The sequence below is a fragment of the Vibrio spartinae genome (assembly GCF_024347135.1).
Classification (GTDB): domain Bacteria; phylum Pseudomonadota; class Gammaproteobacteria; order Enterobacterales; family Vibrionaceae; genus Vibrio; species Vibrio spartinae.
This window is the reverse complement of sequence record NZ_AP024907.1, coordinates 1,209,525-1,234,413: the sequence shown is the minus strand read 5'-3', so window position 1 is coordinate 1,234,413 and position 24,889 is coordinate 1,209,525. Positions and strand designations below refer to the sequence as shown.

Annotated in this window: 17 protein-coding genes; 10 read left to right on the top strand and 7 right to left on the bottom strand. The window is 46.2% G+C overall.

Annotated features, from left to right (window positions below; translation table 11 throughout):
• The first annotated feature begins 27 nt into the window (after nucleotides 1–27).
• Nucleotides 28–1,416, top strand: coding sequence for an ethanolamine permease (gene eat / locus OCU60_RS05650; RefSeq protein ID WP_074375084.1), 1,389 nt, complete (start codon nucleotides 28–30; stop codon nucleotides 1,414–1,416).
• Nucleotides 1,417–1,581: 165 nt separating this feature from the next.
• On the opposite strand, the gene OCU60_RS05645 is transcribed toward eat, so the two are convergent.
• The 3 genes from OCU60_RS05645 to OCU60_RS05635 all read right to left on the bottom strand — a co-directional run bounded on the left by OCU60_RS05645 (nucleotide 1,582) and on the right by OCU60_RS05635 (nucleotide 6,772).
• Complete coding sequence (locus tag OCU60_RS05645; protein WP_074375083.1) at nucleotides 1,582–1,770, bottom strand: hypothetical protein; 189 nt, start codon at nucleotides 1,768–1,770, stop codon at nucleotides 1,582–1,584.
• 34 nt (nucleotides 1,771–1,804) lie between these two features.
• Nucleotides 1,805–5,293 (bottom strand): acyl-[ACP]--phospholipid O-acyltransferase, encoded by a 3,489-nt coding sequence (locus OCU60_RS05640; protein ID WP_074375082.1) that lies wholly within the window; start codon nucleotides 5,291–5,293, stop codon nucleotides 1,805–1,807.
• A gap of 621 nt (nucleotides 5,294–5,914) precedes the next feature.
• Entirely contained in the window at nucleotides 5,915–6,772 is an 858-nt protein-coding gene (locus OCU60_RS05635; protein ID WP_074375081.1) for an SDR family oxidoreductase, read from the bottom strand.
• A 192-nt stretch (nucleotides 6,773–6,964) separates the two neighbouring features.
• Here OCU60_RS05635 and OCU60_RS05630 point away from each other — a divergent pair, with 192 nt between their 5' ends.
• From OCU60_RS05630 to OCU60_RS05610, 5 genes are all read left to right on the top strand, one after another.
• Nucleotides 6,965–7,921: an AraC family transcriptional regulator gene (locus tag OCU60_RS05630; RefSeq protein ID WP_074375080.1), complete on the top strand. Its 957-nt coding sequence runs from the start codon at nucleotides 6,965–6,967 to the stop codon at nucleotides 7,919–7,921.
• A 474-nt stretch (nucleotides 7,922–8,395) separates the two neighbouring features.
• Nucleotides 8,396–9,805 carry a poly(ethylene terephthalate) hydrolase family protein gene (locus OCU60_RS05625; RefSeq protein ID WP_074375079.1) on the top strand — a complete coding sequence of 470 codons (1,410 nt, stop codon included), beginning with the start codon at nucleotides 8,396–8,398 and terminating at the stop codon, nucleotides 9,803–9,805.
• A gap of 350 nt (nucleotides 9,806–10,155) precedes the next feature.
• Nucleotides 10,156–10,572 carry an alternative ribosome rescue aminoacyl-tRNA hydrolase ArfB gene (arfB, locus tag OCU60_RS05620; RefSeq protein WP_074375078.1) on the top strand — a complete coding sequence of 139 codons (417 nt, stop codon included), beginning with the start codon at nucleotides 10,156–10,158 and terminating at the stop codon, nucleotides 10,570–10,572.
• Nucleotides 10,573–11,528: 956 nt separating this feature from the next.
• Nucleotides 11,529–12,578 (top strand): DUF262 domain-containing protein, encoded by a 1,050-nt coding sequence (locus tag OCU60_RS05615; RefSeq protein WP_205410549.1) that lies wholly within the window; start codon nucleotides 11,529–11,531, stop codon nucleotides 12,576–12,578.
• Nucleotides 12,579–12,580: 2 nt separating this feature from the next.
• Nucleotides 12,581–13,312, top strand: a complete 732-nt coding sequence (locus OCU60_RS05610) for an MAE_28990/MAE_18760 family HEPN-like nuclease (RefSeq protein WP_074375076.1) — start codon at nucleotides 12,581–12,583, stop codon at nucleotides 13,310–13,312.
• Here OCU60_RS05610 and OCU60_RS05605 read toward each other — a convergent pair.
• Nucleotides 13,309–14,382: a DNA cytosine methyltransferase gene (locus tag OCU60_RS05605; RefSeq protein ID WP_074375075.1), complete on the bottom strand. Its 1,074-nt coding sequence runs from the start codon at nucleotides 14,380–14,382 to the stop codon at nucleotides 13,309–13,311. The genes OCU60_RS05610 and OCU60_RS05605 overlap by 4 nt on opposite strands.
• Nucleotides 14,383–14,842: 460 nt before the next feature.
• Between OCU60_RS05605 and OCU60_RS05600 the strand changes: the two genes are divergently transcribed.
• Nucleotides 14,843–15,718 (top strand): HEPN domain-containing protein, encoded by an 876-nt coding sequence (locus OCU60_RS05600; RefSeq protein WP_074375074.1) that lies wholly within the window; start codon nucleotides 14,843–14,845, stop codon nucleotides 15,716–15,718.
• Nucleotides 15,719–15,729: 11 nt separating this feature from the next.
• Nucleotides 15,730–16,326: a DUF4291 domain-containing protein gene (locus OCU60_RS05595; protein ID WP_205410548.1), complete on the top strand. Its 597-nt coding sequence runs from the start codon at nucleotides 15,730–15,732 to the stop codon at nucleotides 16,324–16,326.
• Here OCU60_RS05595 and OCU60_RS05590 read toward each other — a convergent pair.
• Together OCU60_RS05590 and OCU60_RS05585 are read right to left on the bottom strand one after the other, a co-directional pair.
• Nucleotides 16,323–16,850, bottom strand: coding sequence for a hypothetical protein (locus OCU60_RS05590; RefSeq protein ID WP_021021972.1), 528 nt, complete (start codon nucleotides 16,848–16,850; stop codon nucleotides 16,323–16,325). The two genes, OCU60_RS05595 and OCU60_RS05590, sit on opposite strands and share 4 nt — an antisense overlap.
• Before the next feature lie 10 nt (nucleotides 16,851–16,860).
• The gene (locus tag OCU60_RS05585) at nucleotides 16,861–22,644 is read right to left on the bottom strand and encodes a hemagglutinin repeat-containing protein (RefSeq protein WP_074375072.1); all 5,784 of its coding nucleotides are present in this window, start codon (nucleotides 22,642–22,644) and stop codon (nucleotides 16,861–16,863) included.
• 412 nt (nucleotides 22,645–23,056) lie between these two features.
• On the opposite strand from OCU60_RS05585, the gene OCU60_RS05580 reads away from it, so the two are divergent.
• Together OCU60_RS05580 and OCU60_RS05575 are read left to right on the top strand one after the other, a co-directional pair.
• Nucleotides 23,057–23,935 (top strand): HEPN domain-containing protein, encoded by an 879-nt coding sequence (locus OCU60_RS05580; RefSeq protein WP_074375071.1) that lies wholly within the window; start codon nucleotides 23,057–23,059, stop codon nucleotides 23,933–23,935.
• Between the two features lie 30 nt (nucleotides 23,936–23,965).
• Entirely contained in the window at nucleotides 23,966–24,517 is a 552-nt protein-coding gene (locus OCU60_RS05575; RefSeq protein WP_074375070.1) for an RNA 2'-phosphotransferase, read from the top strand.
• On the opposite strand, the gene OCU60_RS05570 is transcribed toward OCU60_RS05575, so the two are convergent.
• Nucleotides 24,504–24,884, bottom strand: a complete 381-nt coding sequence (locus OCU60_RS05570; protein ID WP_139302174.1) for a hypothetical protein — start codon at nucleotides 24,882–24,884, stop codon at nucleotides 24,504–24,506. The two genes, OCU60_RS05575 and OCU60_RS05570, sit on opposite strands and share 14 nt — an antisense overlap.
• Nucleotides 24,885–24,889 lie beyond the last annotated feature (5 nt).

Genomic DNA, 24,889 nt, shown 5'->3' with positions numbered 1-24,889 from the left:
TATTATCAGGGAAAAGAGGGAATTGATATGGGACATGACAACAAACCTGGCTTAAAACGAACGCTAGGGAAATTTCATCTCTGGGGGATCGCGGTAGGACTCGTCATCTCTGGCGAATACTTTGGCTGGAGTTATGGGTGGGCACAAGCTGGCACATTAGGCTTTTTAATTACGACATTTCTAATCGCAACCATGTATACGGCGTTCATTTTTAGCTTTACCGAACTTTCCACGTCGATCCCACATGCTGGCGGACCATTTGCTTACGCCTATCGTGCATTCGGTCCGGTTGGCGGTTACATCGCAGGCTTTGCTACGCTGGTAGAGTTTGTCTTTGCTCCACCCGCGATTGCGATGGCTATTGGTGCTTATTTGAATGTTCAGTTCCCAACTTGGGATCCGAAAATGGTTGCGGTAAGTGCTTATATTATTTTTATGGCACTGAACTTGATTGGTGTTAGTATCGCTGCGACCTTCGAACTGTTAGTAACAATTCTAGCCATTGTCGAACTATTGGTATTCATGGGGGTGGTATCTCCAGGCTTCTCTATTGATAACTTCGTAGCTAACGGCTGGGCGGGTAGCAATGAATTTTCTGGCGAAGCGATATCAGGTATCTTTGCCGCCATTCCATTCGCAATCTGGTTCTTCCTCGCCATCGAAGGCGCATCAATGGCTGCTGAAGAAGCAAAAGACCCTAAACGTACGATTCCCGTTGCATTTATCGCAGGTATATTAACGCTAGTCGTTCTGGCAATTGGTGTCATGTTCTTTGCGGGGGGCGCAGGTGACTGGCGTGAACTGTCAAACATCAACGATCCACTACCACAAGCGATGAAAATGATTGTTGGTAACTCTAGCGGTTGGTTACATATGTTGGTATGGCTAGGCTTGTTCGGCTTGATAGCCTCTTTCCACGGCATTATCATGGGTTACTCTCGTCAGATCTTTGCTTTAGCGCGCGCAGGCTTCTTACCTAAATCACTAGCCGCGGTAAACAGCAAATACCAAACACCTCACTGGGCCATTCTTGCCGGCGGTATCATCGGGATCGCCGCCATATTCTCGGATAACCTTATTGTTATCGCAGGACAACCTCTGACGGCGAACATCGTTACCATGGCGGTATTCGGTGCCATTGTAATGTATATTGTCTCAATGCTTGCATTATTCAAACTACGTCGCCTTGAACCGAATCTAGAGCGTCCATTTGTAGCACCGCTATTTCCTTATGCGCCGGCAGTAGCGCTTATCCTTGCCGTACTGTCTTTGGTTGCTATGGTTTACTATAACTTCTTAATCGCGGTTATCTTCGTCGTACTATTCGCGTTAGGTTTTGTTTACTTTAAAGCAACACATAGTTCAGATGCCATGCAAGAAGGCAATGAAATGCTTCAAGTTCCAACTGAAGCCTAGTCATTGCTATTTTCTCTATGTAATCAATAAGACTTGATCGATAATAAAAAGAAGAATTCTTACGAGGACACACACCATAAGTAAATCCATTCCTTGAGGTGTGTGTCCTGCTTATTTTGCTTATTTGCTTATTTGCTTATTTGCTTATTCTCTTCAGGATATTTGTTATATCGCCTGTTCCATGCAAGTTTCCTGTTCTATCAGCTGTTCTGCTTTTCTACTGATCTCGATAATCCCTTTTTGCAAAGCAGACACGCCTTTATAGTCAGCCAGCAAGATTGAAGACAGTGCAAGGACAGCGAGATCAGCCATGTCTAAAATATATTCTAATTCTTTGATTTTGTTTGTTTTCATTATGTTCACCTATTTATTTGACGTTTTGTGCTATTTATCCCATTTGCGCCAGTGCCAGATTTTTTGCGGCGGAGAAATCGAGCTTGCCGCTGCCCAGGAGGGGAATATTGGCGACTTGCATGATTTTATTTGGCAGCATCAGAGACGGCATTCCTTTCTGGATCAGGATTTTTTTCACTTCAGCCGGTTCTAAATTCAGATCAACTAGCATGATGATCTGTTCTCCTTTCTTCTCATCCGGCAGATTCACGGCAACCAGCCCGGATTCCGGTTGATCGAGCAGTTCACGGGTACACTGTTCAACAGCCCCCAGACTTACCATCTCGCCACCCAGTTTGGCGAAGCGTGAATAACGATCAACGATAGTTAAATAGCCGTCACTATCCAGATGACCTTTGTCTCCGGTTTTGTACCAACGTTGGCCGTCCAGTTCGACGACGACTTCGGCCGTTTTATCCGGGTCATTGAGATAGCCCTGCATGATCTGAGCGCCACCAATCAGGATCAGTCCGTCTTCACCGGCAGGTAACGGCATCAGTGTCACGGGATCCACGATCTTAAATGTGGTTCCGGGAAGTGCCAGACCAACGGTTCCTTCGCGGGCGGCTTCCTGAATAAAGCCTTCACGACGGACCAGATGCCCCGGCAGGTTGACGCTGGCAACCGGCGTTGTTTCGGTGGTACCGTATCCTTCGAGGACTGGCACCATAAATTTCTGCTGAAATGCGGCTTTGATCTTCGCGTCTAATTTTTCAGCACCGGATACCACAGCTCTGAGTGAGTTGAACATCATGGGATTGATGCGACGGTTACGCTGATACATGCCTAAAAATGTCGAGGTTGCACACATCAGGGTGGCTTCATATTTGGCGACTGAACGGGCAATATTCAGGCTATCGGTCGGATCCGGATGGCAGATGACCGGAATCCCTTCAATCAGCGGTAACATGCCGGTGACTGTCAGACCAAATGCATGGAATAGTGGCAGGGTCGCCATGATTTTATCGTTGCTGCGGATATTCAGCACATCCGAAACCTGACGTAAATTGGCCAGAATATTTTTGTGGCTGAGCATGACACCTTTCGGCGCGCCTTCACTTCCCGAAGAGAACAAGATTGCAGCGGTATCTTCCCGTTGTTGTTGCTGACAGAGTAATCGGCTAATCCAACTGGCAGGCAGTGTTTTGACCGCCAATAACATCATCAGTTGTGCGGGCCGGCCGAGACTGGCTTTGAAATCTTCCAGATAAAGTACATGACAGCCGTCAAGGAGGGTCTGGCAGTCAATGCCGCGTTTTTCCAGTCTGGCGAGAAAGCGTCTGGAAGTAACGACACTTTCCATTGCCGCATTGTGTTTTGCACTGCGCAGAGCTTCTGCTGAAGCCGTGTAATTGAGATTGACCACGGTTTTCCCCGCCATCATCGCTGCCAGATTACTCATCAGCCCAACACTGGAAGTCGGGACCAGCAAGCCTAAATTCTGTCCCGGCAGATGCTGAAGTTTACGTTTGAGCAGCAGACTGCCGACCAGAAAGCGGCTATGAGTGATTGGTTGACCGTTGCTGTCCGCGACTGCCCATTGGCCGGGACGGTTTTTCACCGTTGCGATCCAGGCTTCGGGAAGCGTTTCCAGCGTGTCGGCATATTCATTCCAAGTTGCGACGGACATTTCAAATACCTTCTGTTTCACTTCCGTGGCAGTTGAATGGATGTCCATCGCGGTTCCGAATGCGATAATGACATCTCTTTTTATCCCGGTTTTTCTCGCTTTTGCCAGACGTTTGCTGGAACGGGAGAAGAAACTTCCCCACATCCCGCGCAGATAGAACGGAATAATCACACCACGGGCATCCTGACAGGCACGTTCAAAGCCTTTTTTAAATTCTCCCAGTTGACCGAGATGGCTGATACGACCTTCAGGAAACAGACAGACCACTTCACCCTGATTCAGGAGGTCCGTTATCTTGTTTAATGCTTCACGGCTTTTGCCGGGAACAATCGGAACCACCTGAAACAGATCGAACAGCCATTTGAGATACCAGCGTTGGTAGATAGTCTGATCCATAACGAAGTGTACACGTCTCGGGGATGCCATCTGCACAATTGCCCAGTCCAGCCAGCTGATATGATTACCGAGCAGCAGCGTTCCCTGACCGGCTTCCGGCAGATTGTTGAACCCCAACACTTGCAGACGGTATTTGCGGCCGAGTAATTTGGTCATCACCGAACGGACCAGAACTTCCGGTAGCAGAGTGATGGCTGCCAGCGCAACCAAAGCACCAAGGCCGAATAATCCCCACAAGATATAGCTGACATCGAGTTCCTGCGTTGTGAACGCGACCGTGACTGCCAGACATAACAACATGCCGACATTCTGAATGAAATTATTTCCGGCCAGAATTTTACCAATCTGGTCTTCTTTCGCATGGAACTGAATTAATGCATTGAGCGGGACCAGCATAAATGAGCCGCCGATACCGATAGTCAGGAAAATACCGCCAAGCAAAACCGATGAGGTGACCTGTGGCAGCAGAAATAGTCCGGCACAGATAATCAGAGCACCGGAGGGGATCAGCGCCAGATTAATGTGATTGACGGAGTGTTTTGAAGCAAATGAAGAACCAAGCATCATACCGACAATCGCCATCGCAATAATACTTTGAATGATAAAGGTATTATCCATAGCAAGGTGGCTTTTGGCGTAGGCTGGGAAAGCAGCAATCATTACCTGACTGATCGAAAGAAATAGGGTTAAGCCGATGACTGATTGCCAAATCGCTTTTTCCTGAAACAGGAGGGTGAGATTCCGGCCTAATGTTTTACCCAGAATGTAATCTTTCCAGATAAATGCTGGTCCTTGTATTTGATGCCGAGCGCCATCCTGAGGTGTGTGTCCCCGTAAGTGATCTTTTCCCGGTAAGCGGAAAGCCAACAGACACTCGATCAGAGAACCGATGACCAGTAACCAGCCTAATGGGGCGATGTCCTGAAGAATCGCTCCCGGCTGAAGCGGGTTTTCAGGGGATAATTTCAGTTCGAACAGTGCGGAAAAGACGGCGCTCCCGGCAAGAATGGCAATCATTGAAACCGCCTGAACCCAGGCGTTGCCGTTGCTGAGTTTTTCTGCGCCGACCAGCTCTCGGATGTAACCATATTTTGCCGGAGAATAGAGCGCACTCTGCACTGCAAGAATAAACGTCAGGGCAAAGGATACATAAAACCAGCCCTGATAATAGCAGAGGGTAATCATCAGGGTGATGAATACCGCACATAAAGCGCTGATTTTCATCACTTTGGTTTTTGCATAACGATCCGACAGGTAACCGGATGGGGTAAAGAGTAATACAAAAGGGAGCAGAATCAGTGCATTGACGATCGCAGTCATCAGCACCTGCTGGTGATCTGACAATGTCTTGAACAGGGTATTCTGCACGACGATTTTATGGCCTAAATCGACAAAAGCGTTCATGAAGGCAACCCATAGGAAGGTGACAAAGCCTCTGACAGTGGTAGCGTTATTCATACTTATTCTCCAATTTAATCGAACAGTGTTCAATTGATAGAGCAAACTTAATTGAACACTGTTCGATTGTAAAGGGAATTTTTGCATTATTTTTTACCGGAGAGATTAACCAACGCCTACCCAATATTCTCTCGCGGTTGTCTCTGCCTCAGCAGGAATGCCTCAAACTCTGCACCGAGCTGGAAAAGAGCCCCAGACTCTGGGTCGGTTCAACCGAACGGCTTAATCTCGCGAAACAACAACTCAAAAAGCAGAGAATGCCCGGGATTCATATTTGCTGAACAATACCGTTCAATATCAATTCAGTTGCCACACTCGTCATCCATTCAAACCGATGATTTATCTTTATCGGCACGCAAAACTGCCCTTAATTATTCAATACCCCGACATAAAATCGAGCAAACAATCATGCAGTTCGAGAGCTAACTTAGAAAAAATGGAACGACTTCAACCGCTGAACGAATCCATTCCTTGAGGTGCGTGTCCTGCTTATTTTGTCCTGCTTATTCCGCTTATTTCGTGCGGTACGCTTTTCCGCAGGCGGGCTTTTGTTATACATGATATTTCCTCTAGAAGGGAACAGGGACTGTGTGGTTAACATGTCCCCGGAGAAGTAGGCTGTTACTTATCAAAATCCGTGGCATCGGACGCACTGCGCCAGACATCAAGATCCTTACTCACTGCCTGCATTTTCTGGTCAGCAAGAGCATTGGCAATTTTACCTACAAAAAGATGCACTGGTGGTTCGTCATCATTGGCAGCCTTCAATATCAGAGAAGCAACTTTATCAGGATTGCCAGGCTGTTTACCGTCTAAGCCATTTAGGTGGAGATCCAGCGAAGCCTGAGCTTCGGTGTAGTCAGATATTTTACGTTCGGCCACGACCAGTGTCTCCTTTGATAGGAATCCGGTGCGTACAGGGCCAGGATAGACAACTGTCGCTCTGATGTTCAATTCTGCCAGTTCAGCCGCAAGGGTTTCGGTAAGACCAGCCAGTGCAAATTTGCTTGCGACATAGCTGCCCCAGCCAGAGTAGCCGCCCTGGAAACCAACAATAGATGCCACATTGAAAATATGGCCGCTGCGCTGTGCGCGCATATGCGGCAGGGCTTGACGCAACACATGCAGCGGAGCAAATACGTTAACATCGAAATTGCGGCGCAGCTCGCTATCAGTTAATGCTTCAATAGTACCCTGCTGGCCGTAACCCGCGTTATTTACCACAAAGTCAATACGACCGAAAACTTCAATAGTGCTTTGGATCGCTTTTTGAACGCTCGCTTCGTTCACTAGGTCCACCTCCAGCGTCAGCAGTCGCTCGCTATCACCTCCGAACGCTTGACGGAGGCTGTCCTGAGTACGAGAAGTTGCGACTACAGCATCCCCTTGAGCGAGCAACTGGCGTGCCAGAGAAAGACCAATACCACGAGCAGCGCCGGTGATAAACCAAACTTTTGAAGGGAAGGTTTGTTGTTGCATTGATGAAGACTCCTTTTATTAAAAGACGGCAATGATACGGAAATATCAAACAGGAGTTATCATAGGGAAGGCGTAAATACGACGACAGGCCTGATACTCTTGCATCATTGCCTAATCCTATTGTCCATATTGATTTTTATGCATGAAGGGAGTGAAAATATAATCATTAAATCTATTTAGTAGGCCTTATGTATGTCTGAAAACTCCCCTTCTATGTATCAACAGTCCGAAATGGCGTCACTGATTTGTCAGCTCGCCCCTCATGAAGGTTATACCCGCACATTACTGGACGGTGTACGTCTGATGCGTGCTAACGAAGCTCTTGGGCGTACTCCCGTGTTGTATGAACCAAGCATTGTTATCGTTTGTCAGGGGCATAAAAGAGGCTACTTGGCTGGCAGGGTTTACCACTATGATCCTTTACACTATCTAGTACTGTCAGTACCTCTGCCATTCTCAAGTGAGACGGATGCCAGTCCGGCTGAACCTTTGCTTGCCGTGTCCATTCGTCTGGATATGACATCTGTAGCAGATCTGGTTATGACTGTTGAGCATCATTCCAGAACTGCATCAGATACACCCGTTGGCATTGTCTCCACACCACTTGACGGCACGCTGGCAGATACAACAGTTCGTCTTCTGAAAGTGCTCTTTTCCCCGCTTGAAGCTCAGGTTCTGGGACCAGGGATAGTGCGCGAACTGATTTTTCGTGTCCTGTTGGGTGAGCAGGGAGGAGCGATTCGTGCTGCGCTGGCCTGTCTTGGTAACTTTGGACGTATCGCGCGCGCATTACAGCGTATTCACCTCGATTATGCCCTGTCACTGGATGTGGCTTCACTTGCGCTCGAAGCTGGACTTAGCGTTCCTGCTTTTCATGCGAATTTCAAAGCCGTTGCGGGGACGTCTCCCATCCAGTACATCAAGTCAGTGCGTCTTCATCAGGCTCGACTGATGATGATCCGGGACAACATTACTGCAGCAGGTGCTGGGGTGCGGGTAGGCTACGAAAGTGCATCGCAGTTCAACCGTGAATTCAAACGATTGTTTGGTCGCAGTCCTGGTGAGGAAGCACGCATAATGCGTACAGCGTTTGCACTGATGGCGCCCGCTCAACTTGAAGCCAACCCCTTACGAGGACACACACCATAAGTAAATCCATTCCTTGAGGTGCGTGTCCTGCTTATTTTCTTCGAAAACTGACCTAGCCCGCGAATTTCATCACATTCAAATATGCACAATGAGTACAGTGAAACACACTTCATGCATCTTTTTGCTACAGATATGCAACCTTTTGCTATAGTTGTTTTAGCTATTGTATATTTTTTAACCAAAGATATTTTCATGCCTGTGTCAATAGCGTGGAAAATGACTCTTTTAAAAAGTCGTCAACAGAAACATTCGCGAACTACACCAAATTTTTATCGCCTTTGCATAAAATTTCGCATGGTTTGAGCATTCGAAATGAAGCAGTGAACCATTGACAGATACGATATAAAACAGCGTGTTAGCTAATTATCTGTTGGTAGTATGTGAAAGAACGACAGATTAAAAAGTCAAAATCCAAACTTCAGTTGGTTTACCAAAAAATTGTTTAATTGGAATAAAAAACAATAAGGAGACACCATGAAAGAAAATCATAAAATCAAAGTCACCTCCATCATGTATATGATAGTACTGATGCTGATGGCTGTCGGAATCAAAGGAGCCTTTGCGGAAAATGCCATTATCAACGGCACGTATTCTTTGATCGTTACCCAAAGTGGCAAGGCGCTGGACACCTCGCAGTGGGGTACCATAGACGGTACGAACATTACTCTGAATGACTATTGGGGCGGTGAATCCCAGAAATTCATCATTACTCCCGTCGACGGAATCTGGCACCGGATCACACCAGTTATCGCGCCAGACCAAGCGTTCGACGTATCCAAATGCAGTCCGAATGTCGGTGCCAATATCCAGACATGGAGCTATGAGGGTGGCGCCTGCCAACAGTTCCGATTTGCTGAAACTGGAAACGGTACTTATCAGATTATTACCCGCGGCACAGACATGAGCCTGAATGTTGATAATTTATCCGAGGAAAACGATACCAACGTCATGCAATCGACCAGCACTGGCAAGGAAAATCAGATATTTACACTGCGCCGTCATGCCGAGAGCCACATTAGTGGTAATTGCCCGGATGGAGCTATCTGTCGTGATGAAGAAGCCCCCGGCTTATACGACGGAAAAGGCCCCTATAATGTCAGATCATACGAGCTTCCCGGTGCCTATGTCACCTTACCGGCAACAGCCAGAGTATATTATCCCGCCAATGCAGAACCACCATATTCAGGCATTGTGTTCTGCCCACCGTTTATGACCAAACAGATCGCTTTTGCTGCCTGGGGTCCCTGGTTTGCATCTCACGGTATGGTTCTTGTCACCATGGATACCACCACCATTTTTGACCAAGTAACAGCCCGTGACAATCAGCAATGGCGAGTCGTTAAGGCCCTTAGAGAAGAAAACACCCGTTTGGGTAGCCCTCTCAGAGGTAAGCTGGATACAGACAGAGTCGGAATCATGGGATGGTCCATGGGCGGAGGCGCATCTTGGATTAATGCGGGCAAACACAGAGACGAACTCAAAACAGTGATAAGTCTTGCTGGCCACAACATGACCGCCTGGTTTAACACTGACATCTATTCCTGGTATTCACCGAAGGAGCTACTTGATGCAGCTTATGCCAGTGGCAGGTTAATCAAAATTCCAGCCTTGATCATTAACGGTGCCCTGGATACCACCATTCTCGGCGGCCTGGGTCAATCAGATGGCGTTTACCGATCAATTTCAAATACCCCCAAAGTTCTAGCCGTATTAGGTCTTGCTGGTCATTTTGCCTGGGGTTATCCTACCCAATCAGGTCGAGGTGTGGCAGCGCTCGTGCTCGCATTTGAAAAAACCTTTTTGGACGGTGATACACGGTGGGCACCTTATATACAAAAACCCTCAGCCCCCATGAGAAAATGGAGAACATCTGATCTGCCATAATGTATACCGTTAAACCAAAGCATAACAATCAAGGCTATCGGCCCATCATGCCGGCAGCCTTTTTTGTGGAACCCCTACCGAGGACACACGCCCTACCGAAAACTAAAGCATATAGAAAGATAAAACCGGATAATTCTTACAAGGACGGATAATTCTTACAAGGACACACGCCATAAGTAAATCCATTCCTTGAGGTGCGTGTCCTGCTTATTTTGCTTATTTGCTTCTGCTTATTTGCTTATTTCTGCTTATTTTCTCTCACTGGTATAAACAAGCTCATTTAAAGCTACTGTTGCGTTTCAAATGACGATATTATTACCAATAAAATAGTCATAAGCGAAGCCTAAACCATGTTAACTATCTCTAATACGGTCATTCTTGCGGAATGGGAAATTGAAATGACTGCTATCCGGGCCATGGGGAACGGTGGGCAAAATGTGCAGAAGGTATCCTCAGCCATTCATTTACGTTTTGATATTCAACGTTCGAGTTTACCCTCAGTATACAAAGAAAGATTACTCGCTCTCAGTGATTCTAGAATTACCAAAGATGGTGTTGTCGTAATCAAATCACAAACCTATCGAACGCAGGAACAAAACCGACTTGATGCATTAGAACGCCTTAAGGGGCTGATTCAATCCGTCATGGTGGTACAAAAGCGTCGGCGAGCGACCAAGCCAACCTGGTCATCAAAACTCAAGCGCGTAAATACTAAAAAGAAGATGGGACAAAAGAAAGCCTTACGAGGTCGAGTCAACGAAGACTGAACGACTAGCTTGATATGACAAAATAAAAAAACCACCGACCAGTTTAGCCAAAGACCTCCTACCGAGGACACACGCCCTACCGAAAGCTAAAACATATGGAAAAAGAAAACCGAACCTCGTCGCATTTCCCTAGGCAACACCACAGCTTATCAGGACACACACCTTAAAGTGCGTCAAATTTAGGAGCCGGAGGCCAGGCAAATAAAACTTTTGTGCCGGTGTTTGGGACGCAATAACATTCATCAATTTCAATGGCATTTTCGACAGCGCCCCAGAGACTTTTGCCCAGCAGCAAAAGTCCCCAAAAGTGCCTTGAGTTTGAGTTCAGCGCGTGTAATCAGGGTCGGATTGATTCGCATCCTGCTCAGGCAATCCTGAAAAATCGTCCTGATTTTTCCCCCTGAGTTCAGTGATCAAATTGACTTTTTAAGAATGTTTCACCCAATTCAAATCAACCACCTAACCAAGAAAACCATTCATGGAAGAATGGTTAGGCTTTTCCGGGCAGGACGCCTGTAAAAGCCGGTTCTGGACAACGTGCGACGCCGCCCAAACAAAAAAGATCTTCTGGTTACGCTTGCATCTTGGCAAGAGTAACTGGCGCACAGAGCACCAATGTTTCTGAAATTGAGGAACGCAATTGTGCGTCAAATTTCGGGGCCGAAGGCGACAAGAATCACCAGACAAACCAATAAAACCGAACCCCGTCGCATTTCTCCCGGCAACCCATCTAAAACCATGACAAACAGTGTTTTTTGCCGCTCGCTTCTTTTATCCTATGAACCATTCAATCCACACAGACCAAACATTGCTTTATGAAAACATCTCTCGATCATTTGCCCGAATCCGATAGAAGAAATCGCTCATTGACCATGATTTTATATGAACAAAGTTGGATTAATTGATATCATCTCAATGATATGGAGCTAACCTTTTACAAAAAGAGCCAACTAATAATGGATATAGAAGAACAAAAACGCCTAGAAGAACAGATTCAAGCATATTCCAAAAAAATCGACTTTTACACATCAGAATACACTGTTGAAATTTTGGCACAAAAAGTAGCAAATCAGGAATATACCGTTCCCGAGTATCAACGAGAATTTACATGGGATGAACCGAGAAAATGTAAATTTATTGAGTCTCTTCTTATAGGCCTCCCTATTCCTTTTGTCTTTTTCTGGATGAACGATGACACAGGTAAACTTGAAATTGTCGATGGCTCACAGCGGTTGAGAACTTTAGAAGAGTACCTTGGTAGTCGTCTTCGCCTAGACGGTCTAGAAAGACTAGCTTTATTAAATGGTACAGTATTCAGTGACCTCCCTTTAGCTCGTAGACGCAAAGTATTAAACAAATCTATTCGCGGTATTATTTTATCTGAAGATACAGATATAGAAGCTAGGGTTGATCTCTTCGAACGAATCAATACCGGTAGTAAAGTAGCAAATCCAGCAGAAGTTCGTAGAGGTGTTTTGAGAGGACCTTTCATGGACTTTTTAACTGAGATGGCTCAAAACAAATTGTTTAATCAACTAGCTCCAGTTTCTGCAAAGCAAAAGAAAGAAAGAGAGCAAGAGGAACTATTATCTCGCTTTTTCGCTTATTCTGATAGTTTAGAGTGTTACAAAGATGACGTATCCCCATTTATCTTTAGATACATAAAGAAGATGAATTCAGAATTTGAAAACAACCCACAGCTTAGGGACGACTATGAAACTAGATTTTTGAATATGCTTAATTTTGTGGAAAGCTCTTTTACTTTAGGCTTCAAAAAATCAGTAAACGCTAAAACAACTCCAAGAACTCGTTTTGAGTCTATAGCTATCGGTTCACATAAAGCTCTTCAAGAAGATCCAAACTTAAATGTACCTAAAGAAATTACTGACTCGATGTTAGAAAGTTCAGCTTATAAAAAAGAAATTAGATCCGATGGTGCTAATGCAATAAAAAAACTTAGAGGTCGAATTAATTTCGTTTGTGATGTTCTATTGGGAAGGAATTAACAGTGCAACTTGTTCGAGATACATTTGATGAGCGAATCAGTGACATTGAGACTTACTTTGAACTGGTGTCAAATATAGAAAAGGCTGTAGGTTCTGGCGGAGCGGTTTTTGATGTTGATGGTACAGGATATAGAATAAAGCCAGAACAACAAAAAATAATGTATTCAGGGATCTATCTACATTTATATAATCTTATTGAGTCAACCATATCATTGTTGATAGATGCTGTAGAAAGGCATGCTGCCCAAGGAATTAATGGGCAACTAACCTTGCTTACCGAAAACATGAAAAAGCTCTACGTAAAATCTGTAGCCTCTCCATTTGAATCATTAAGCAACGATAAAAGATTTGAGAAAGCTATAGACTTATTTGAGCAAGTTCTTAGCATCAGGCCTATTGAACTCAAAATCCCCCCAAGTGGGGGCGGCAACTGGGACTCTCAAGAAATAAAAAGGTTAAGTGGAAGTATAGGCATCAACTTAAATCTACCAAGAAATCTGAACCGAAAGATTAACGAAAAGTTTAGAGATGATAAAGCACCTATCAGACTCATCAAAGAGGTGAGAAATAAGCTGGCACATGGCTCCCTATCCTTTACCCAGTGTGGAGATAACCATGTGGCAAGTGACTTTCGAAAACTAATCGATATAGTTAAGGAATATTTATCTTTTATTATTCAAAGCTATGACGATTTCATCAATCAGCAAGGATATAGAATCCCCGCAGCAGGTTAATTAGCTTTAGATAAAGTGCTTATAGATTGGTTGATACTATCACCTACAATCTCACCAAGGCGTACAGGGACAGCATTTCCAATCATTTTAGCCAAAGCAGCTATGCTAAATTTATCCCCATCGCTATGAAACTTATAGGTTTCAGGGAAAGATTGAAGCATAGCGGCTTCTCTTAAACTAATAGCTCTATCCTGCTCTGGATGACCAAACCTTCCATTTCCGTATCCATTACATTGAGTTGTAATCGTTGGAGCCAAATCATCCCAAGACATTCGACCATAGACGCTTGAATAGGTAGAACCACTAGATTTTTTATGGCAGCCCGCCCTTAGCTTTTCTGGCCAGTCCAACCAAGTTCCTCCCGGCAAAGAGGCTTGTATCCTTTGCAAATTAATATCGGAAAGAATGGAAGCTCGATGTAAGGAATCATTTTTACATGTTTCTCCAGCATCGAGCTTTGGTAAATGTTCGATTACATCTCTAACAGAACTGTACGTTTGCGTATTGTGTGTAGGTGGCAACAGCTTTATGTCTGATATCCTAGAAGCAACAAGTACCAGTCGTTTTCTTGTTTGAGCCATCCCGTAATCTGGGCAATAAACGACCGCATAGTCAACCGAATAACCATTGTTAGATAGGGTCATCAGAAAATCAGAGAAAACTTGTTCAGAGGCTAGCCCCGGAACGTTTTCCATTGTAACAAAATCGGGAAGAACCAAAGAAATAAGACGTCCGAAACTAGAAAGAAGATTCCAACGATTATCCTCTAAGTTTGATCTTTTCTTTGTTCTAGAATATGTAGAAAATGGCTGACATGGAGCGCAACCAGCTAAAAGAGAGTAATCTGCTCCTTGGAAATGTTGTTTTATTTCATCATCAGATACAATCCTCACATCTTTTTCAAAAAAGACGGCATTGTTATTATGTTCAAACGCATATTTGCAAGATGCTTCTATATCATAGCCAGCAACCACATCAACGCCAGAACGCTGAAGACCATACGTTAATCCTCCAGCCCCACAAAACAAATCTACAGCCTTAATTAAATAATTATCGTGTTCAGCAAACATCTAAAATAAACCCATATGAAGCGTTACTATTCGTAGTTCTCAGACAATAGAGAACTTAGCTACCCCATAACTCCCAGTTAAGATTCGAACGACCAAGTTCTAACCTTGACCTACCATTATCAGAAAACGCTCTGGTATACAGTGATTCTTTTTCTGTGTCAATCGGGTGCCCATTTTACCACACAAAACTCTCATTGAATTCTAGTAAAGAGCCTTATCAGGACACACGCCATAAAATGGAGTCGATAACCTTCCTCAATTCAAGCAAACCACAGGAAAAAGAAATTGTGCGTCATGCCTCGAAGCCAAAGGCGACAAGAATCACCAGACAAATCAATAAAACCGAACCCCGTCGCATTTCCCTAGGCAACCCATCTAAAACCATGACAAACAGTGTTTTTTGCCGCTCGCTTCTTTTATCCTATGAACCATTCAATCCACACAGACCGAATATCGCTTTATGAAAACATCTCTCGACCATTTGCCCGAATCCAAACAACAGGAGCTTGCCACCATATCGACCATTCTGCGCGATACGCTGGACGACTATCTTCAGGGCAAAACAGCGAGTAAAAGCGAGTTTCGGATCTTAAAAATCATCCTGTTCGGCAGCCATGCCAAAGGCAGTTGGGTCAACGATCCGGTCAACGGCTATATCAGCGATTACGATATTCTGGTGATTGTGAATAAAGCCGCACTGGTTGAGGAAGATGTGGTCTGGCAACGCGCCAAAGAGCAGATCGACCGTAAAGTCACTTCCGCACCGCTGGGATTGATTGTCCATGATTTGCAGGAAGTGAACGAACGGCTACAGCAAGGGCATTATTTCTTCAAAGATATCCGCGAAGAAGGGATTGAACTGTTTGCCGCCACACCAAAACCGCTGGCAGAGCCGGGGGACTTAACCGAAGCAGAAAAGCAGGAAATTGCCCGTAAGCATTATGAACAGTGGTTTGAAAGTGCAGTTCAGTTTATTGCTTTACACCAAGTAACGATGCAAAACCATTGGTTGAAAAAAGCTGCGTTTTTACTCCATCAAGCAAGTGAACATTTATTCGCCTGTACCCTACTCACCTGCACCAATTATTTACCCAAGTCCCACAATATCGAAAAACTGGGGAAACTATGCGCCCAAATCGATGCTGAATTTGCAACCATTTTCCCGCTCGACAACAAATTCCACCGCCGCTGCTTCCGCCGCCTGCAACGCGCCTATATCGAAGCCCGCTATTCGGAACATTATGAGATTACCGTGGAAGAATTGGCATATCTGGAGGGTGAGGTGCAAAAGCTGAAAGGATTGGTGGAACGGGTTTGTTTGGAAAGGGTTGGGTGATGATAAAAAATATGACTATTCCAATTCGACAAATCCGAGCTGTCTATGACGATAAAACTATTCGAGTCTACCAAGCTTACAATGATGCAATTGCTGATTCAGCCCTTGAACACGGTACATTCAAATCACCACCATTCAAGATGGAACGCATGACTTGGATTAAACCCTCTTTCCTCTGGATGATGTACCGCTCTGGTTGGGGGCAGAAAGATGCTGGTCAAAATCGGATACTCGCAATTGATATTACACGAGGAGGTTTTGAATGGGCCTTAGAAAACAGTTTACTCAGCCATGACGCTCAAAAATATAAAGACAGAGATGAGTGGCTAAAAATAAAAAAAGCCACGCCGATTCGCATTCAATGGGATCCGGAACGGGACTTGTATTTACAGCCGCTAGAGCATCGATCTATTCAGATCGGACTCTCTAATGAGGCTGTACCGCTTTATGTGAATGAGTGGATACAGCAGATTACTGAAGTGACTGATCTGGCGACTGAGATCCATGCACTGGTTGAGAAAGGAGAACAGGCAGCCGCTGAACAGCTGCTGCCTGTTGAAGAACCCTACGAGGTTGCAGACGATATCTTTAAGCACTTGAACACTTAATTGCTGGCACCTTTTTCATTCAATAGCTTCAATAGATCAGACTCACCTTGAACCCAAAACTTTTCGGAAGTTGGAAAAACTTCTTCGGGATAATCATTCGCAAAGTCGATAAATTCACCTTCCCAGCCATCTGGAATATAGCGTTCCATCGGGGTGCCATCTGGATAAAACCCTGCAACCTTGCAGTCATCAAAATTTACGAACATTATTGGAAATAAATCTGAAACATCCCACCATGATCTTGCAGTAGTAAATCTATTCGCTAACTCAATACTCAATTCATCACGCTGAACTTCAAACTCAAACATGCTATCAAGAAACTGTTGGGCAGTTTCTTGATTAACTGAACGAATCCCAAATCGATAATCGTCTTGGAACTCAGGTACTTCATAACCATGTGCTATAAACTCATCACGCCACTTATTGACATCGAGAACCCATAAATCACGATCACTCCTAAACCAAAAAATTTTTCCTTTAAAACGAACAACTACTACAACTTTTTGATCTTCTATATCGCTCATTTAAATATACCTATTTAATAACTTTTCCTGATCCTTTGACTGCCGTTTCTTCAAGCCATTGTGTCCAAATTGATGGTAATTCATATGAGCGTCCAGGAGTTGTAGGGTCTACAATTTTTGGAGCTAAACCGCCCTGACTCAATGGGTTAGATTTATAGTTCACTTGAGGAATGGCACTTTCCTCAATGAAATCATCCATCCATTTAGGGATATCAAAGGAAGTTATCTCAGAACCTGGTCTCAAGCTTTGGAAATATCGAGCGTGCTCAATATCACCAATACTGATGTTAAGGGTAGTGTTATTAATTAACGGATTTCCATCAGCATCAATCTGGACAAGATTTCTACTAGCTTTTGGTGGCGTTCCACCTTGAACCCTAAATACTGTGGAGACTTCTTCAGCACTGTTTGGAACAACACTTCCACCCTTCGTCGCACCTGAAGCCTGCACCGTCCCTTCACCAATTGCCGCTGCCGGAGACGATGAAGAAGAACCACTCCCCGCCAAACTACCACGATTCACACTCGGTGTCTCGGCTGAAGAAGCCCCGACCACTGAACCACCAGAATTTCCCCGACTGATGATCGATGCCTCTTCCCGGGATAACGTGTTCCCTGAAGTTGGCAATCCTTTTGTCGACAACGAACTAACCGTATCAGCTTTCTCCCCTATTCCCTTGAGTGCCTTATATGCTGCTGCGTCCTCTGCTGTCGCTGCGCCAGTATATTTGCCCCCTTTCGCCGCACCTAACCCAGCGGCAAGACCACTCAAGAAACCAACCCCTGACTCAAACTGCTCTTTAGTGATATTGGTTCCGTAGGCCTCATTGAATGCTTTCAGACTATTCTCAGTCCCTTGATCCATACCTGCTTGATACCGATCCGTCCGCGCATCGCTGTCGGTGTAGCCAAATGATTTGTCCACCACCGTTGCCATGTTCATATTGTCGGCAACTTTCAGGAAGCTATATTTCAACAACACTTCCTGTGCTTCCGGATTGCTGGCTCCAGCCTCTTCAAGGGCTTTCATTTCATTATATTTTTCTGTGCCGACTGCATATTCCGCAGAGCAATGCGTCAAGGCACAGGCGGCCTCTTTCAGCTCTTGCTGACGGCGCTTATCATTCCCGGCAAGTGCCAGAATCGCAGTTCGCTCATCAGCATTCGGCTGACGATAATCAATCGTCGGGTCTCGCAATAATGGCGCTGCCGTTTGTGTATTTTCTTGGACTAAATCACTACGATTTGTGCCTCGCTGTAAATTCCAGCCACCGAAATCACCGCGCCCTGTATTGGCGAAGTTAAAACCAACATAATCTTCAGTGGCTTCACCCATCGTGTCGGCATACTCTTCCCGATTCGCCTTATAGGCATCATTATGTGTACCGGTACTTTGAGCATCGTCCAGATAATGTTGGGTTTCATGGCCGATGGTGTTGACAATATCTTCAAGACGGTAATGCGCTGCATCATTGATGAGCACCGTCCCTTCAGCATATGCGCCTTTAGCGGACTGACCATTCGCTGTTTTGACCAGCGCTGTCATCACTTGTGCCAGGTTCAAACCAAACTGCTCAGCAACGGATGCTGACAGTGCCTGATAAGCCGCCTCCTTTTGCGCCGGAGTTGCAATCGGGTTATTGAGTGTCTCGACATACGCCTGATTGTCATCGCTTGTCACAAATGTTTTTGCTGCGGTAAAGAACCCTTGTTTCTGTCCCACATGCTCCCGTAGGCTGCTGACACCACTGTCGTCATCACTCAATAAGCCTACGCTCTTTTTCGTTACCGTATCGGCAATCGCAGTGCCAGTGATTGCATTGCGTTTAAAGTCTTCCTTGATTTGTGCACGCCCCGTCTCACTCAGCCACCGGTGGTCAACCGTGACATCAACGTTGCCCTGCTGACGATCCACTGAGTACAGGTCTTTGGTCGTGTTGGTGATATCCCGGTTCAGACGCTCGGTATCATCACTGCTGTGTGTGTCCTCGATACGCAGCACGCCCTGTCCGACCGTCGCCAGCGTTTTGCTCTTGTGATAACCGCTTTGATTGGTGTACTGATATCTCGATGAGTTATAGGTACTGTCCATTTGGGTCGAACCGGTCTTATCTTTGCCGATAGCGACACCCGTGCTCATCCCTGCATTGAAGCTGCTGGTATAACGGGTATTGCTCAGGTCGGTATAGCTCAGCGTACCTGTTTCCAGATGGAGCTTTCCTGCGTCGCTGCCGTCTTCATTCACCGTCGCAATCGTCGCGCCCTTGATATCGGTATTGCCCCCCACGGTGATATTGGCATCACCACCGGCGGTGATGCTGGTCAGCACGGTTTCCCGGCTGTGTGAACGCCCGTTGGAGAGGTTCACACCACCATTCACGCCCTGTAAGTTCCCGGCATGGGCAAAATCGGTGACAACACCACCTTTACCGACATCCCCGCCGGAGAGACTCAACCCACCGCTGACAGAACCGCCGTGATTGGTGCTGCTGTAACGATTCTGTACCGACGCCACATTCAGGTCACCGCCCACCGACATATCCAGTTGCTCATTGGCCGCAACGCTGGCACCGTCCACATCGGTATTACCGTCCGAGGTAATTTGGATATGATCGGCACTCAACACACTGTTGGTGTGGGTCTGACTGTTAGATACAGTCTCATTGCGGCTATAGCTGGCATCGAGGTTAATCCCGCTGTTCGCCCCGAATAGCGTGACAGAAGCACCGACATGCGCCGACTCGCTGCCATTTGAGTTGCTGTTTTGCTCATCTGACGCCAGCAGATTCACCTGATTGCCACTGACAGCCAGTGTGTCTTCAGCCTGTACCACAGAGCCCTGTACCGTCGCTGACTGTCCGGCTTGGTGACCCGCCTCAATCGTGACATTCTGCCCCGACAATTGAGAGCCGACCGACGTCACCTGAAGGGACTGGCTGTTTTGTTTGTTGGCATCAATATCCAGATGCAGCCCGGCATCAAAACCAAACGCACCGGAAGTGATACTGTTTACCGCAGCACGATTTTGTTTGTACAAGAGCGTGGTTTTTGAAGTGACATTCTCCGCAGCCAGCGCGACACCGGAGACATACCATGCTTCATCGCCTTTGAGATCAGAGACAAGGTCTTGTAGTTCCTCGATATCCTCAAAATTAACCCCCGGCTTTTTCGCTGCATAGTCAGCTTGCAGCGTCGCCAGCGTGCCTTGCAGTGACGACAGTTGTTTCTTGTACTGTTGATAATCTTGCTTGGCCTGCTTCAGGGCTTTGGTTGCTTCCTGAACGCCTTTGACCGCCTTCGCCACTTCAACAGACTGATGCTGAACCACGAGACTAGCTCCAGCTTTACCGTGAATTTCTTTACTCTGGGTCTGCTCGGTCTCTTTGGCTTCCTGTATCAGGATATTGTCTGCTGCCAGACTCAAATCACCTGCACCGCTGCCATCTTGGTCTGCCGCGATCCGGCTGCCCGTCACCGTCAGGTCGTTGGCTGCACTGAGTGATACATCATTGTTGGCAAGAACACTCGAGCCCGTCTGCGTCGTGGCTGTTGTCTGGTTATCCACCTGATCATAGGTCGCTTTACCAATTTGCAGCCGGATTTGACCATCGGTAATTTGCAGTGCCGATTCGGGGTGACTCAGCATCTCAAAAATCGGTATATCCACACTGATTTTCTTATGCTGTGAGGTCTGGCGAATACTATTTTGTGCCGAACGAATATCCAGATCACCGGTATCCGCTTTCAAGACCGTATCTTCACCAGCGACGACATCCGAGCCCACCAGTGCGACACTGCCGCCCTGAATGTTAACGTTGCCGTGTGAGGTGATCTGGCTGCCCTGTGCGGTGCTGCTTTGCATCCCTTCGCGGTCTGAGGACATCTCCATCAGATGCCCGCCACTGAGGAAGCTGCTCTTTTCATCCCACTGCTGGGTTTGGCGCAGGATGTTATCTGCGGTCACCAACACTTCATCCAGCGCCTGCATGTTGACATCACCACCGGCACTGACGGTACTGGCGATCACCCCGATATCGTTACCGGAGTTGATATTGATATGGCTGGCCGCGATGGTGTTGGCACCTTCGAGCAGCGTCGCATCGTCCAGATTACCGCGGTTACTGCCACTCAGGCCGCCGAAGCCTTTTTTGATGGTCTGGTTGTATTCGTATTCACGGTACTGCTGCGCAGCCAGAATCACATCGCCGTCGGCACTGAGGTTGATAGTATCCCCGGCATTGAGGTTCGAGCCGACCACCTGAATATCACTGTCGCCACCGGCCAGCTTGGCTTTGGTATATTTTTGTGCCTTGATAGTGATATCACCACCAGCGGCAATCGAGCTACCGCGGACGGTTTCATTGAGGCTTTCATGAATGGTGGTTTTCGAACGGCCGAACGATTTTTTGTGGGTTGATTTGCTGTATTCATAGCGGCTGTCGTTGGCGGCCAGAATATTGACATCGCCTTTTGCATTCAGGGCAACATCACCGGATGCCTGAATACCGGAGCTGACCAGCGTGGTGTCATTACCGGATTGCAGCAACACATCATTGCCCGAGAGGTTGCTGCCTTGGTTGGTGGTGGTTCTCAGTTTATGTGTATGACCGCCACCATCACTGTAACGATAGGCAGTATCGACTGCGGTATCCAACGTAATATCATGACCTGCGGCCAATATCAGATTACCCTGCGCCGAAAGATCTGCATTCGTGGCATGAAGGTTGTTGCCAGCCTGAATGGTTAAATCCCCGCCTGAGCTCACCGTGGAACCTAAATGAACAATGTCTTGAATAACCTGACGAGTTCCACCAAGAAATGACTGTTGGGTTTCACGCGCAATCGCACCAAAAGTGACGTTCCCACCGGCAAGCAGAACGGTACCTTCACCCGCCCGAATGGCTGCCCCTTGGCTGACGATGTCTTGACCAGCAGAAACGCCCAACGTGGTTCGGGATTGAATCAAACTTTCCGGGCCAATGTCTGTGTTAACAAACCCATTGCCATAATCCGTTTTATTGGCGAGCGTCTCGTTGACCACGCTGCCGGAAGTCGTTTGGAGCTGAACACCACCGCCGTCAATCACCCCACTTTTGTTGACAATATCGCCGGTGGCGATCAACGCCAGATCATCATTGGCGCTGAGTGTACCGCGGGTATTGCTGATGCCTCCGCGGCTGGCAATCTTCAAATCTTCACGGGCACTGACTGACCCACTGTTGGCGAAGTCCCCCGTGCCGATATCAATGTTACGTCCGGCCAGTAATGCACCGTTCGAAATATTGTCTTGTGAGGCAGAAGAGAGGTACAGTTTCGGTGCCATCACCGTCTGACCATTCACTTCAATCGGCTCATACCAGATAATATCGTGGCTCAAACGGGCAATTTGCTCATCGGTTAACGCGACGCCATTTTTCAGGTTTAAGCTATTTTTTTGCTGTGCTGCCGAGTCAATCAACTGCTTCATCTGCGCCAGATCGCTGCCGATATCATCACTCAGATAGCGTTTGCCGGTCTGCTCAAAAATTTCCTGCGTGATCGTTCTGGTGTCGTAATAGGCATCCCCGAGAAACTTCTCTTTCTGCTCCGGATCGTAATTTAACTGGTCTTTGAAATAGTCCGAGCCGAGGAAATTATTCAGGTTGGTGACCGCAGGGTTGGTTGCGATCAAATAATCACTTTGGGGGCCGTCAGAGAAGACAAATAAACCATGCGGGCTGGTCGGCAGCCGATAGTCAGGAAATGGAATGCTGTTCTGATAGCTTATCAGGACACACACCTTAAAGTGCGTCATATTTCGGTGCCGGAGGCTGGGAAGGTAAATTGTAATTCCGTGGTTTGGGAAAACCACCCGACCAAGAAAACCATTCACGGATGAATGGTTAGGCTTTTCCGGGCAGGACGCCTATAAAAGCCGGTTCTGGAAAGCACACGCCCAAGCCAAACAAAAAAGATTTTCTGGTTCGTCTTTCATCTCTGAAAGATGAACTGGCGCACAGAGCACTGATGCCTCTGAAACCGAAAAACGTAATTGTGCGTCATGCCTCGAAGCCAAAGACGGCAAGAATCACCAGACAAACCAATAAAACCGAACCCCGTCGCATTTCCCTAGGTAACCCATCTAAAACCATGACAAACAGTGTTTTTTGCCGCTCGCTTCTTTTATCCTATAAACCATTCAATCCACACAGACCGAATATCGCTTTATGAAAACATCTCTCGACCATTTGCCTGAATCCAAACAGCACGAGCTGGCAACGATTTCAACGATTCTGCGCGATACGCTGGACGATTATCTTCAGGGCAAAACGGCGAGTAAAAGTGCGTTTCGCATCTTAAAAATCATCCTGTTCGGCAGCCATGCCAAAGGCAGTTGGGTCAACGATCCGATCAATGGCTATATCAGTGATTACGACATTCTGGTGATTGTGAATAAAGCCGCATTGGTTGAGGAAGATGTGGTCTGGCAACGCGCCAAAGAGCAGATCGACCGAAAAGTCACTGCCGCACCGCTGGGATTGATTGTCCATGATTTGCAGGAAGTGAATGAACGGCTACAGCAAGGGCATTATTTCTTCAAAGATATCCGCGAAGAAGGGATTGAACTGTTTGCCGCCACACCAAAACCGCTGGCCGAGCCGGGGGATTTAACCGAAGCAGAGCAACGGGAGATCGCTCGTAAGCATTATGAGCAGTGGTTTACGAGTGCCAACGAATTCTTTATGTGTTTTGAACTCATGACTGCAAATCATCATCTGAAGACTGCGGCATTTCAGCTTCACCAAGTCACTGAAAAATTGTTTGCCTGTACCCTACTCACCTGCACCAATTATTTACCTAAATCCCACAACATCGAAAAACTGGGCAAACTATGCGCCCAAATCGATGCTGAATTTGCAACCATTTTCCCGCTCGATAACAAATTCCACCGCCGCTGCTTCCGCCGCCTGCAACGCGCCTATATCGAAGCCCGCTATTCGGAGCATTATGAGATTACCGTGGAAGAATTGGCATATCTGGAGGGTGAGGTGCAAAAGCTGAAAGGATTGGTGGAACGGGGTTGTTTAAAACGAAGAATTAACTAACTTAAGTATGTAATAGAGAAAATAAAATATATGACTTCCCAAAATCAACTTAAACATATCAGTAAATTTTTAAGCCTTGTACTACGTCATAAACCAGAAACGATTGGTCTAACACTTGACCCTCATGGCTGGGCTAATATTGACGAGCTGATTCATAAAGCTTCTACTTCGAACGAAATAGAGAATATTGATAGGGACTTAATTCAAGAAGTTGTAGATACCAATGATAAAAAACGTTTCATTATGTCTGAAGATGGTCAACATATTCGAGCCAACCAAGGACATTCAATCCGTGTCGATTTACAACTACAACCTTCTGTCCCACCAGAATTTTTATACCACGGTACAGCGACTCGATTTTTAGACAGTATTATCGAGCAAGGATTAAAACCACAGCAGCGTCAGCATGTCCATCTCTCTGCAGACACGGAGACAGCTGTATCTGTGGGTAAGCGATACGGTAAACCTGTTATCTTGAAGATTAAAGCCCGACTCATGTATGAGCAGGGCTATGAATTCTATCTCTCTGAAAATGGAGTTTGGCTAACAAGTTATGTTCTACCTGAATTTATTCTTTCTTAATCCCTGAATCTTCAAGAGCGTCATTGAGCCAATCTTCAAAACTCTCAAGCTCATAAGATCGTTGTTTATTCCCTAGGTCAATTACAATGACTCGGGGATTTCCTGTTGTATCATCACCGTCAAAAAAAGCAGCATCATCGTTCAATTGAGCAAAGGGAATTAAATTTCTTTCACCTATATGTTTCCACTCTTTGTATTTCATTCGCAGATTCCAAGCGAGCTCCCCACCTTCCATGTTCGCATCTTCAAACCACCAAATAAAGTTTTCAGGAAAATCAATACCCTTAGACAACTGAATGTAATGTTCTGGATACTTAAAACCAGAAGGCAGTATGCTAGTTGTATAGAGTGTAAATTTTTTTTGCATTAGTA